The sequence below is a fragment of the Amycolatopsis sp. NPDC059027 genome (assembly GCF_042739735.1).
Lineage (GTDB): Bacteria > Actinomycetota > Actinomycetes > Mycobacteriales > Pseudonocardiaceae > Amycolatopsis.
Genome location: NZ_JBHYIK010000062.1, coordinates 43,009 through 54,712, shown reverse-complemented (window position 1 = coordinate 54,712; position 11,704 = coordinate 43,009). Strand labels below are relative to the sequence as shown.

The following is an 11,704-nucleotide window of genomic DNA, read 5'->3' as shown; positions in this document are numbered from 1 at the left end:
GGTTTGGGTGGGGTGCGGCGGGGTTGGGGGGGGGTTGGGGGGTTTAGCGCGCCCCCCAACAAACCCGCTTGTGCGGTGTTGGTTACGGGGGGGGGGGGGGGGGGCCTTCGATGCCACCCCCGGATCGAAGGCCCGCCCGTCCCCTCCCTCTTCCCCTTTGTTCCCCCTTAGTGGGCCGCGCGGGTCACCACCGCGTTGCCGGAGCCCGTGCGGGCACGCACCCGCAGCTGCACGCCGCCTTCGGGCGCGCTGTCGGCGACGTCGAGTTCGCTCGACACCTTCCCGGCGCTGGAGGTGAGGTCGACCTCGGCGGCGGTACCGCCGCGGATGCCGACCCGTACCTCGCCCGAGCCGGTGATGAGTTCGAGCGAGCCGGACGCGGCCTCGGCCACGGACAGATCGCCGCTGCCGGTGCGGGCCATGACATCGCCCGCGACGGCGCCGAGCCAGACGTCGCCGGTGCCGGTGGTCAGCGTCGCCGACCCCGCGACCGAGGACGCCTCGACGCTGCCGCTGCCGGAGCGCAGCTGGAGTCCGGCCAGCGTCGGGCCGAGCTTGATGGCGCCGGTCCCGGTGCGCACGGTGACCGAGCCGTCGGCGCGGTCCAGCGACACCTTGCCGGAGCCGGTCAGCACGTCGGTCCGTCCCGCCGAACCGGTCACCGTGACGTCGGCCGCGCCCGCGCGGACCTCGACGTGCGAGCCCGCCGGCGCGTGCACCTTCACCGCGAGCGGGACGTTGCGCAGCTGCCACGCCTTGGCCGCCTGCACGGTCAGGCGGTTGCCGACCGACTCGATCCTGGCCTGGCGCACGGCCTCCGCCGGCGAGGCGCCGGGGTCGACGCCGAGCTGGTCGCCGAAGCGTTCGCCGACCCACGAAAGCAGGCTCGACACGCCGTCGACCCAGAACGGCTGGTCGCCCGCATCGTGCCGCAGCTCCACGCTCGCCCCGGATTCGCCCTCCAGCACGAGTTCGACGCGGCCGATCGTCACGCCGATGTCGAGTTCGAGCGGGCCTTCGGCGTCGAACTCCTGGCGCCGGACCAGCTCGTCCGCCGTTGGCACGGTGTTCGTTTCGGTGGGCTGCTCGGCCGGCTCGTTGACGTTCTCTTCGCTCATGTCCGTTCCCCTCAGCCCTGTACCCAGCCGTGCAACCGGCTGTCGGAGCGGTGTCCTGTGTGGTGCTGCGATTTCCCCTGCCAGTGGTGCCCCTGGCCCAGCGCGCCCTGGACGGCTTGGGACACGAACGTGTTGAGCGAGACGCCCTGCGCCGCGGCCGCCTGCTCGGCCTGGCCCTTGATCTGCTCGACCAGCCGCAGCGTGATACGGGCGATGTCGCCGCCGTCGACCGGCGGCGGGGGCGGCGGTGGCGTGCTCGCCCGGGGCTCGTCCCGGGATTCCCCGGCCCCGGTCACGACGACCCGGACGTCCCGGCCGTCGAGGCGGACGTCCACGACCTGGCCCGGCAGGGCGGCGGTCACTTCGGCGGCGAGGTCGGCCAGCGCGTTCATCAGGGTCAGCCGGACGGACGGTTCGAGTGCCGAGGACAGCAATGCGGCCGTTCGCCGGGTCTGCTCGTCCCCGGCGGAGGCCGTGCTCGCGAGGTCCTCGCGGAGGTTGTCGATATACGGCGTCAGGTCCATGACACCACTATGATGTCATTCGTGATGTCAGTCAAGGAAGTGGTGACATCATGCGGCGTCACACTGATGTCGCCGGGGTGGCGGCTAGTCTTCGGTGGAGTCGTGGGCGGGGCCGGAAGAAGGAGCGCGGACGTGGCCGAGATCGTGGCACCCCGGGTGCAGCTGATCGCGAAGACGGAGTTCTTCCCGCCGGAGGACGTCCCGTGGTCCACCGACGCCGACGGGGGAGAGGCGCTCGCCGAGTTCGCGGGCCGGGCCTGCTACCAGTCCTGGCGGAAGCCGAACCCGAAGACCGCGACCAACGCGGGCTACCTGGAGCACATCATCGACGTCGGGCACCTTGCGGTGCTGGAGCACGGTTCGGTGAGCTTCTACATCAGCGGGATCTCGCGCTCGCTCACGCACGAGCTGATCCGCCACCGGCACTTCTCCTACTCCCAGCTTTCGCGGCGCTACAGTCCCGAGCGCGACGCCGCCTTCGTCGAGCCGGACGTCATCGCGAACGACCCGGTGCTGCACGAAAAGTTCCTCGCCGCGACGAGTGCGAGCGTCGACGCCTACGCCGAGCTGCTGGCCGGTCTCGAGGAGAAGTTCGCCGACGCGCCGAGCGCGACGCTGCGCCGCAAGCAGGCCCGTCAGGCCGCCCGCGCCGTGCTGCCCAACGCCACCGAGACCCGCATCGTGGTGACCGGGAACTACCGCGCCTGGCGGCACTTCGTCGCGATGCGCGCCACCGAACACGCCGACGTCGAGCTCCGCGAGCTGGCCGTGGAATGCTTACGGCAGTTGCAAAAGGCGGCCGGGAACGTGTTCGCCGACTTCACCATTTCGACGCTGCCGGACGGCACCGAGGTCGCGTCGAGCCCGAAGGTCCTGGAAGGCTGATGAAACGACTCGCTATCGACGTACGCCCCGGCGAATACGCCGTCGTACGCCTGCCCGCCGACGCGCCCGCGCCGGAGTCCCTGCTGGACCCGGGTGAGCCGGTGCTGGTGTCGGTGACCCGGACGCCGGACGAGCTTTCGGTGATCTGCCCGGCCGGGCTGGCGCCCGAGGGCGGCACGGTGGAAGCCGGGTGGCGGCTGCTGACCGTCCGCGGCCCGCTCGAGTTCACCCTCACCGGCATCATCGCCGCGCTGGCGAGCGAACTGGCCGCCGCCGGCGTCGCGCTGTTCTCACTGTCCACTTTCGACACCGACCACATCCTGGTGCGGGCCGCCGAACTCGACCGCGCGGTCGCCGCACTGCGCGATTCGGGCCACGAGGTCGCCTACGCCTCCTGAGCCCGTGTTGGCCTGGGGGCGAAGGTGACCTCTGGGCCATCGGGGTCCGTGGGCACCGTCACCCTTGCGAGGGAAAGTTCGGCATGCCTAAACTTCGATTTAGGACGTCCGACAACTCGTGGTGGGGTGGCGCATGGCAGTGGCGGAGGCGGAAGCCGTCCGGCCGAGACTCGCCCGGCTGCGGGCGGGTTCGGCGCTGCTCGGTCCGGCGTTCGTGGCGGCCATCGCCTATGTCGACCCCGGCAACGTCGCCTCCAACATCAGTGCCGGCGCGAAGTTCGGCTACCTGCTGGTCTGGGTGATCGTCGCGGCCAACCTGATGGCCGTGCTGGTGCAGTACCTGTCCGCCAAGCTGGGGCTCGTCACCGGCCTGTCCCTGCCGGAGGCGCTGCGCGAACGGCTCCCGCGGTCCGCGCGGCTGGCGTACTGGGCGCAGGCCGAGGTGGTCGCGATCGCCACCGACCTCGCCGAGGTCGTCGGCGGTGCCATCGCGCTCAACCTGCTCTTCGACCTTCCGCTGCTGGCGGGCGGCCTCATCACCGGGCTCGTGTCGCTGACGTTGCTGATGGTCCAGGACCGCGGCGGCCAGCGGACGTTCGAGCGGGTCATCACCGGTCTGTTGCTGATCATCGCGATCGGCTTCCTGGCCAGCCTCTTCGTCGAACCGCCGTCGGCCGCGGGGACGCTCGGCGGGCTCCTGCCGCGCTTCAGCGGTACGGAAAGCGTCCTCATCGCCGCCGCGATGCTCGGCGCGACGGTCATGCCGCACGCGGTCTACCTCCACTCCGGCCTCGCCCGCGACCGGCACGGCAAGGCCGAGGGCGAGCGCAAGCGTGGTCTGCTGCGCGCCACGCGCGCCGACGTCGGGCTCGCGATGCTGCTGGCGGGCGCGGTCAACCTCGGGATGCTGCTGCTCGCCGCCACCAATCTCCAGGGCCGGGACGGCGTCGACAGCATCGAGGGCGCGCACCACGCTGTCGCGCAGGCGCTCGGCCCCGGGATCGCGCTGATGATGGCGATCGGGCTGCTCGCCTCCGGCCTGGCGTCGACGTCGGTGGGCGCGTACGCGGGCGCGATGATCATGCAAGGCTTGCTGCGCAAGCGAATCCCGATCGTGCTGCGCCGGCTGATCACGCTCGTCCCGGCGGTGGTCGTGCTCGCGCTGGGGGCCGATCCGAGCGCCGCGCTGGTCGTCTCGCAGGTGGTGCTGTCGTTCGGGATCCCGTTCGCGCTGGTGCCGCTGATCCGGCTGACCGGCGACCGCGCGCTGATGGGGGAGGACGCGAACCACCGGATCACCACGGTGCTCGGCTGGGTGATCGCCGCGGTGATCATCACGCTCAACATCGCGCTGATCTATCTCACCTTCGCGGGTTGACCGGAACCACACACCGGGCAAAGCGGTCCGACTAGCATCGGCGCGACCGTAGAAGGAGTACTGCCCGGTGATCGAAGAACCCACGCGCCCGCACGAGTCCGCCCACGCCGCGTCCGGCGGGAGAGTTCTCGGTGGCCGCTACGCGCTGCTCGGCGAACTCGGCCGGGGCGGCATGGGCGTCGTCTGGCGGGCGCAGGACCAGGTCATCGGCCGCCAGGTCGCGATCAAGGAGGTGCGGCTGCCGGATTCGGAGGGCCACGCCGTGTTCTCCGAACGGGTGCTGCGCGAGGTCCGCGCGGGCGGGCGGCTCAACGATCCGGCCGTGGTCACCGTGTTCGACGTGATCACCGACAGCGGCGCGACGTTCATCGTGATGGAGCTGGTCGAGGCGCCGACGCTGGCCGATCTCGTGCGCCAGCGCGGACCGCTGCCCGAGGTCCAGATCGCCCAGATCGGCGAGCGCGTGCTCTCCGCGCTGCAGGCCGCGCACGCCGCCGGGATCGTGCACCGCGACGTCAAACCGGCGAACATCATGGTCGCCCCGGACGGGCGGGTGAAGCTCACCGACTTCGGCATCGCGCACGCGGTGGACGATCCGCGCATCACCACCAGCGGCATGATCGTCGGCTCGCCCGCGTTCATGGCGCCGGAACGCGTCGAGGGCAGGGAAGCGCTTCCCGAGTCCGATCTGTGGTCGCTCGGCGCCACGCTGTTCTTCGCGGTCGAGGGGATCGTCCCGTTCGAACGGCCGACCACCGCGGCGACCCTGCACGCGATCATGACCGAGGTGCCCTATCTGACCAGGGGGCACGGCCCGCTCGCCGCCGCCATCCACGGGCTGCTGGTCGCGAAGCCGGAGGCCAGGCTCAACGCGGCGCAGGCCCGTCACCTGTTCGCGACCGCGGCCGCGCAGGGCGGCGCGTACACCCCGCCGCACGGCGGGACCGCGATGCTGCCGCCCGGCGGGCCGACCCGCGTCGCACCTGGACAGTCCACACCGGACGCGAAGCCGAACCGGCGCGCGTGGTGGCTTTCGGCCGCCGCGGTGCTGGTCGTCGCCGCGCTGGTGGGCGGATTCTTCCTCGGCCGCGCCGTGACGGCACCCGAGGCCGACCCGGCGCTGCAGCCGACCGCGACGTACGGCATCAACGGCACGGTCAAGCAGGCGATCGGCTCGTCGTCGAGGGACTGCTACAACGTCACCGTGCAGCAGGGCTCGGTCATCGGCAACGACAACGAGGTGAGCTGCGATCGCAGCCACACGCTGGAGGTCTACGAACTCGGCGAGCTCATCGAGGTCGGCAGCAACTACACCGACAAGGACGCCGTCGCCGTGCAGTATCCGGGAGCGGAGGCGGTCAACCGCGTCGCCGAGGCCCGGTGCGGGCTGGCGTTCCACTCCACTGTGGTCCCCGAGGCACAGCGGAACGGCCTGACCTATCGCGCGCTCGTGCCGAGCGAGGCGGAGTGGAACCGGGTGCCCGACGAGACGAAGCGGTACTCGCGCGGGTTCTACTGCCTGCTCGCCAGGACCGACGGCGGGCAGATGTCCGCGCAGATTCACACCAAGGTGAAGTAGAAGTTCCGCGGCCGGACCGCCTGGCGCGCAAAATCTTCACTCCGGCCAGGTCGGGACCGGGTTGGCCGGTCCGAGGGGGTACCGTCATGGTCATGTCCAACCCACCGACCGCAGCGCCAGGACGTCCGTTCGGGCGCGTGCTCACCGCGATGGCCACGCCGTTCGACGCCGATGGGGCGCTGGATCTGAAGCGGGCGCAGGAACTCGCCGAGCACCTCGTGGAGCTGGGCAACGACGGCCTCGTCGTCAACGGCACCACCGGCGAGAGCCCCACCACGACGGACAAGGAGAAGGCCGAGCTGATCCGCGCGGTGGTCGAGGCCGTCGGCGACCGGGCGACCGTCGTCGCCGGGGCGGGCACGAACAACACCGCGCACAGCATCGAGCAGGCGCGCGAGGCCGAAAAGGCGGGCGCGCACGGGCTTCTCGTCGTCACCCCGTACTACTCGCGGCCCAGCCAGGCCGGGATCTACGCGCACTTCACCACGGTCGCCGACGCGACCGGGCTGCCGGTGCTGCTCTACGACATCCCGCCCCGGTCCATCGTGCCGATCGAGGTCGACACGCTGCAGCGGCTCGCCGAGCACCCGCGCATCCTCGCGGTCAAGGACGCCAAGGGCGATCTGATCGCGGGCAGCGAGGTCATCGCGAACACCCACCTCGCCTACTACTCCGGCGACGACGGCCTGAACCTGCCGTGGATCTCGGTCGGCGGCGTCGGCGTGGTCAGCGTCATCGGGCACGTCGTGGCGGGCCGGATCCGCGCGATGATCGACGCCTACGAGAACGGCGACACCTCCACCGCGCGCACGAACCACCGCGGCATGCTCCCGGTGCTGCGCGCGATGTCGCGGGTCGGCGGCGTCATGTTCGTCAAGGCCGCGCTGCGCCTGCGCGGGTTCGGCATCGGCGACCCCCGGCTGCCGATCGTGGGCGTGTCGGAGGAGCAGAACAGGCTCATCGCCGCCGATCTCGCCCAGGCGGGCGTGCCCCTCGACGAGGGCGCGGCCCAGGACTGGCATGGTGCACAGGTGGCACAAGCAGACTCGCGGGCGGCCTACGTCGCGCCCACTTCACACACCAGCGTTGGGACCATGCCCCGGTGACTTCTCTCGCGACCGGACCCGGCCCGACCAACGCCCCGCCCGCTCTCCCCGAAGGCGCCTTGCGCGTGGTCGCGCTGGGCGGGATCGGCGAGGTCGGCCGCAATATGACCGTTTTCGAGTTCGGCGGGCGGCTGCTCATCGTCGACTGCGGGGTGCTCTTCCCCGAGGACGACCAGCCCGGCGTCGATCTCATCCTGCCCGACTTCCGGGCGATCGAGGACCGGCTCGACGACATCGACGGCCTGGTGCTCACGCACGGGCACGAGGACCACATCGGCGCGGTGCCGTTCCTCCTCCGGCTGCGGCCCGATCTGCCGATCTACGGCTCGAAGTTCACCAACGCGCTGCTCGCGGCGAAGGCCAAGGAGCATCGCCAGCGGCCCAACCTGATCGAGGTCCGCGAGGGCGAGCGGCGCGACGTCGGCGTCTTCAACCTCGAGTTCTTCGCGGTCAACCACTCCATCCCGGACGCGCTCGCGGTCGCCATCCGCACCCCGGCCGGGGTCGTGCTGCACACCGGGGACATCAAGCTCGACCAGCTGCCGCTGGACGGGCGGCTGACCGACCTCGCCGGGTTCTCCCGGCTCGGCGACGAGGGTGTCGACCTGTTCTGCGTCGACTCCACCAACGCCGAGGTGCCCGGGTTCGTCATGCCCGAGCGGGACATCGGCCCGGTCATCGACGACGTCATCCGGCGGGCCCAGCAGCGGGTGATCGTGGCGTGCTTCGCCAGTCACGTGCACCGCGTGCAGCAGGTGCTGGAGGTCGCGCAGCGGCACGGCCGCAAGATCGCGTTCGTCGGCCGGTCGATGGTCCGCAACATGGGGATCGCGGCCGAGCTCGGCCTGCTCGACGTCCCCGAGGGCCTGCTCGTCGACCTGGACCAGGCCAGCACCCTGCCGGAGAGCAAGGTGCTGTTCGTGTCGACCGGTTCGCAGGGCGAGCCGCTCTCGGCGCTGTCGCGGATGGCCCGTGGCGAGCACCGCCAGATCTCCATCCGTGCCGGGGACACCGTCGTGCTGGCGAGCTCGATGATCCCGGGTAACGAGACCGCGGTGTTCGGCGTCGTCAACGGCCTCACCCGGCTGGGCGCGAACGTGGTGCACCAGGGCAACGCGAAGGTGCACGTCTCGGGACACGCGTCGGCGGGGGAGCTGCTCTACCTCTACAACGCGGTGCGGCCGAGCAACGTGATGCCGGTGCACGGCGAGTGGAAACACCTGCGGGCCAACGGGGAACTGGCCGTGCGCACCGGCGTGGCGCCCGACAACGTCGTCATCGCCGAGGACGGTGTCGTCGTCGACCTGGTGGACGGCAAGGCTTCGCGCACCGGCCGCGTCGAGGTCGGGCACGTCTACGTCGACGGGCTTTCGGTCGGCGACGTCGGCGAGTCGACGCTTTCGGACCGGCTCGTGCTCGGTGAGGGCGGCTTCATCGCGATCACCGTCGCCGTCGACACCAGTACCGGGCGCGCGGTGACCAGCCCGAAGGTGTCCGGTCGCGGGTTCTCCGACGATCCCAAGGCACTCGACGCCGTCGTCCCGCTGGTGGAGATGGAACTGGCGCGCACGGAGGCCGAGGGCATCACCGACACGCACCGGATCGCGCAGGCGGTGCGCCGGGTCGTCGGCCGCTGGGTGGCCGACACCTACCGGCGCCGCCCGATGATCGTCCCGACCGTCATCCCGGTCTGAGCTGTCTGTCCTTTGTGGACTCCAACGCCGTGAAGGCCTCCTTACCGGCGCTGGGGGCTGGTAAGGAGGCCTTCACGGCTTTCGGGACGTTGTCTCAGCGCCGGGCGGCCGCCACGGACAGGGCGAACGCCACGGTGAGCAGCTGACGGGCGAGTGCGCGCCGGGCACGGCGCTGGTCGGCTCGGCTGGGACGGTTCACGGTTACCCCCTTGGTGTGTCGCCCCATCGTCGGGGATCCGCCGGGGGCGGCACATCCCGCCGAGGTGCCAGGTGGGTCCCACCCGGGTATGAACCTGTCCCTAGGGGGCCGGGGTGCGGCGGCGCTGGAGGAAGTAGACGCCGAGGATCACCGCGAGGCTGATCAGGCTCAGGTACAGCTGTGCGCGGGCGTCGGCGTCGACGAACAGCATCGAGGCGACGACGGCGAGCGTGCAGGCCAGGGTGAACCAGCTGAGCCACGGGTAGCCCCACATCCGGAGTCCGAGCTTCTCCGGTGCTTCGGCTTCGAGCCGTCGCCGCATCCGCAGCTGGGAACCGGCGATGATGGCGTAGACGAACATCGCCACGGCGCCCGCGGAGTTGATGATGAAGTAGAAGATCTTGTCCGGGGAGACGTAGTTCATCGCGACGGCGACGTAACCGACCACAGTGGACACCAGGATGGCTTTCCACGGCACACCACGGGAATTCGTGTCCGCGATCCAGCGGGGTGCCCAGCCGTGGCGGCGCAGCGCGAAGAGCATCCGGGACGCGGTGTAGAGGCCGGAGTTCAGCACGGACAGCGCCGCGGTGAGCACCACGACGCTCACGATGGTCTCCGCGGCCGGTATCCCGAAGCGGCCGAACGCCGCGGCGAACGGGCTGGTTTCGCTCGGGATGTCGCGCCACGGCGTGATCATCACCAGGAGCGCGACCGAGCCGACGAAGAAGATGATGACCCGCCAGACGATCGTCGAGGTCGCCTTGCGCACCGCCGTCGCGGGTTCGCTGGACTCGGCGGCGGCGATGGTGACGATTTCCGTGCCGAAGTAGGAGAAGATCACGATCACGACGCCGTGGAGCACGGCGAACCAGCCGTTGGCGACGAACCCGTCGCGGCCGATATTGCCGATCGAGAACGTCGCGTGCGGCCAGAGCCCGAGGACGAACAGTACGCCGATCACCAGGAACACCACGATCGTCGCGATCTTGATCGAGGCCAGCCAGAACTCCGTCTCGCCGAACGAACGCGCCGATGCCAGGTTCGTCGCGGTGAGCAGCAGCATGAGCGCGAGCGAGAACACCCACTGCGGGACCGAGGGCACCCAGCTCGCGAGGATCTTCGCGCCGGCGACGGCCTCGAACGCGACCACGCCGACCCAGAAGTACCAGTACAGCCAGCCGATCGTGAACCCGGCCCAGCCGCCGAGCGATTCGCGGGCGTACTCCATGAACGAGCCCAGCGTCGGCGCCGCCGTCGCCATCTCGCCGAGCATGCGCATGACCAGTACGACGAGCAGGCCGCCGAACGCGTAGGACAGCACGGCCGCCGGTCCCACCGTGTGGATCACCGCGCCGCTGCCGATGAACAGGCTGGCCCCGATGATCCCGCCGAGCGCGATCATCCGGACGTGCCGTTGCCGCAGGTTCGGGCGCAGTCCTTCGGCCTCGGTCTTCGTGCTCGTCACGATGCCACCTCCCAGAACCCCCTCAGGATGGGGGATTGTCGCACCGCGCGCAGATCCCGCCAAGACTTTGCGCATACACGGCCGAGATGCCCCGGCGAGATGCCGTCAAGGCCACCTTGCGGGCGTCCGGTGCCCGTAAGGTGGCCTTGACGGCGCTTGTCCGCCGAGGGGAACCCGGGCTGTCGGGGCCCGCCCCTAGGATGTATGGCAAGGGGGCTTCAGGGTGTCCTGAAGCTTCCGTTCATTCCTTCGCGGGTCCTTTGTGGATGTTCCGGGAGTGATGGTGCGGGAGTTGAGCTGGACGACGAGCGCGCCGCCGAGCAGGACGGCCGCGCCCAGTCCCTGCACCCAGGACAGCGTCTCGCCCAGCAGCGCCCAGGCGATGGCCGTCGTGTACACCGGTTCCGCCAGGCCCAGCACGCTGGCGACCGACGCGGGCAGATAGCGCAGCGCGGAGATCCCCGCGAGGTAGGCGAACACCGTCGAGATCAGCACGAGCGCGAGCAGCAGCAGCCACACCGGCGGCTGCCACGGGCCGAGCCGTGCCTCGGCGGTGATGACCTGCCACGGGAGCGTCCAGGGCGGGGCGACCACCGAAACCGCGATCGCGCCGATCACCATGCCCCAGGTGGTCAGCCCGAGCGGTTCCTGCTGGGCGACCGCGCGTTCGCCCAGCAGGAAGTAGCTCGCCGAACAGAGCGCGGCGCCGAACCCGGCGAGCAGGCCGATCCCGTCGAGGCGCAGTCCCTGCCACACCTGCGCGACCAGCGCGAGGCCGAGCATGGCGAGCGCGATCCCGCCCCAGATCGCCCGCGGCAGCCGGACCTTGCGGACGCAGCGCACCCACAGCGCGATCAGCACCGGCGAGATGAACTCCATCAGGATCGCGATACCCACCGGGAGACGTCCCGCGGAGACGAAGTACATGAGCTGGACACCGGCGACGCCGAGGAGGCCGTATGCGACGAGCACCGGCCAGTCCCCGCGGCGCACCCGAAGACGTTTCGGCTGGACGAGCGCGGTCCCGGCGAGGAGCACCAGCGCGGCGAGGCCGATGCGCGCGGTGGCGACCTGCTCGGGGGACATCCCGGCGTGCATGGCCGATTTGGCCAGCGCTCCCGACATCCCGAAGCACAACGCGGCGAGCAGGATCAGGACGGTGCCCCGGCCGCGATGCGCGACACCGGGCGGGGCGAGGACGGGGAGTTCAGTGGTCACGTCGCGAGGCTAAACGGACCGATCAACTCATTTTCGCGCCGTGAGCTGAATGGGGGGTGGGACCGCCGGCGGGGGGGGCGCAGTACCCCCAACCCCGGGGTCGGGGGGGGAGGACCCCCCCCACCTCGGGGGGGGCG

Annotated in this window: 10 protein-coding genes; 6 read left to right on the top strand and 4 right to left on the bottom strand. The window is 70.8% G+C overall.

Going from position 1 to position 11,704, the window contains the following annotated elements:
- Positions 1-167: 167 nt before the first annotated feature.
- Together ACFWY9_RS33975 and ACFWY9_RS33970 are read right to left on the bottom strand one after the other, a co-directional pair.
- The gene (locus ACFWY9_RS33975; protein ID WP_378324222.1) at positions 168-1,118 is read right to left on the bottom strand and encodes a DUF4097 domain-containing protein; all 951 of its coding nucleotides are present in this window, start codon (positions 1,116-1,118) and stop codon (positions 168-170) included.
- A gap of 11 nt (positions 1,119-1,129) precedes the next feature.
- Positions 1,130-1,642: a toxin-antitoxin system HicB family antitoxin gene (locus ACFWY9_RS33970; RefSeq protein ID WP_378340780.1), complete on the bottom strand. Its 513-nt coding sequence runs from the start codon at positions 1,640-1,642 to the stop codon at positions 1,130-1,132.
- 132 nt (positions 1,643-1,774) lie between these two features.
- On the opposite strand from ACFWY9_RS33970, the gene thyX reads away from it, so the two are divergent.
- The 6 genes from thyX (at position 1,775) to ACFWY9_RS33940 (ending at position 8,682) form a co-directional block, all read left to right on the top strand.
- Positions 1,775-2,527: an FAD-dependent thymidylate synthase gene (gene thyX / locus ACFWY9_RS33965; protein ID WP_378340779.1), complete on the top strand. Its 753-nt coding sequence runs from the start codon at positions 1,775-1,777 to the stop codon at positions 2,525-2,527.
- Positions 2,527-2,925: an ACT domain-containing protein gene (locus ACFWY9_RS33960; RefSeq protein ID WP_378324225.1), complete on the top strand. Its 399-nt coding sequence runs from the start codon at positions 2,527-2,529 to the stop codon at positions 2,923-2,925. The genes thyX and ACFWY9_RS33960 overlap by 1 nt, the downstream gene beginning before the upstream one ends.
- A gap of 133 nt (positions 2,926-3,058) precedes the next feature.
- Complete coding sequence (locus ACFWY9_RS33955) at positions 3,059-4,303, top strand: Nramp family divalent metal transporter (protein ID WP_378324226.1); 1,245 nt, start codon at positions 3,059-3,061, stop codon at positions 4,301-4,303.
- Positions 4,304-4,370: 67 nt separating this feature from the next.
- The gene (locus tag ACFWY9_RS33950) at positions 4,371-5,882 is read left to right on the top strand and encodes a serine/threonine-protein kinase (protein ID WP_378340778.1); all 1,512 of its coding nucleotides are present in this window, start codon (positions 4,371-4,373) and stop codon (positions 5,880-5,882) included.
- Positions 5,883-5,974: 92 nt separating this feature from the next.
- Positions 5,975-6,988, top strand: coding sequence for a 4-hydroxy-tetrahydrodipicolinate synthase (gene dapA / locus ACFWY9_RS33945; RefSeq protein ID WP_378324228.1), 1,014 nt, complete (start codon positions 5,975-5,977; stop codon positions 6,986-6,988).
- The gene (locus ACFWY9_RS33940) at positions 6,985-8,682 is read left to right on the top strand and encodes a ribonuclease J (protein WP_378340777.1); all 1,698 of its coding nucleotides are present in this window, start codon (positions 6,985-6,987) and stop codon (positions 8,680-8,682) included. Before dapA ends, ACFWY9_RS33940 begins: the two co-directional genes overlap by 4 nt.
- Before the next feature lie 299 nt (positions 8,683-8,981).
- On the opposite strand, the gene ACFWY9_RS33935 is transcribed toward ACFWY9_RS33940, so the two are convergent.
- Entirely contained in the window at positions 8,982-10,286 is a 1,305-nt protein-coding gene (locus tag ACFWY9_RS33935; protein WP_378340784.1) for an amino acid permease, read from the bottom strand.
- Positions 10,287-10,544: 258 nt separating this feature from the next.
- On the bottom strand, positions 10,545-11,567 hold the full coding sequence (locus ACFWY9_RS33930) for a DMT family transporter (protein WP_378340776.1): 1,023 nt from the start codon (positions 11,565-11,567) through the stop codon (positions 10,545-10,547).
- Positions 11,568-11,704: the final 137 nt, after the last annotated feature.

Coding starts and splice junctions, on each gene's coding strand:
- ACFWY9_RS33955 (WP_378324226.1), top strand. CDS start 3,059: ATGGCAGTGGCGGAGGCGGAAGCCGTCCGGCCGAGACTCGCCCGGCTG.
- dapA (WP_378324228.1), top strand. CDS start 5,975: ATGTCCAACCCACCGACCGCAGCGCCAGGACGTCCGTTCGGGCGCGTG.
- ACFWY9_RS33975 (WP_378324222.1), bottom strand. CDS start 1,118: ATGAGCGAAGAGAACGTCAACGAGCCGGCCGAGCAGCCCACCGAAACG.
- ACFWY9_RS33970 (WP_378340780.1), bottom strand. CDS start 1,642: ATGGACCTGACGCCGTATATCGACAACCTCCGCGAGGACCTCGCGAGC.
- ACFWY9_RS33960 (WP_378324225.1), top strand. CDS start 2,527: ATGAAACGACTCGCTATCGACGTACGCCCCGGCGAATACGCCGTCGTA.
- ACFWY9_RS33935 (WP_378340784.1), bottom strand. CDS start 10,286: ATGATCGCGCTCGGCGGGATCATCGGGGCCAGCCTGTTCATCGGCAGC.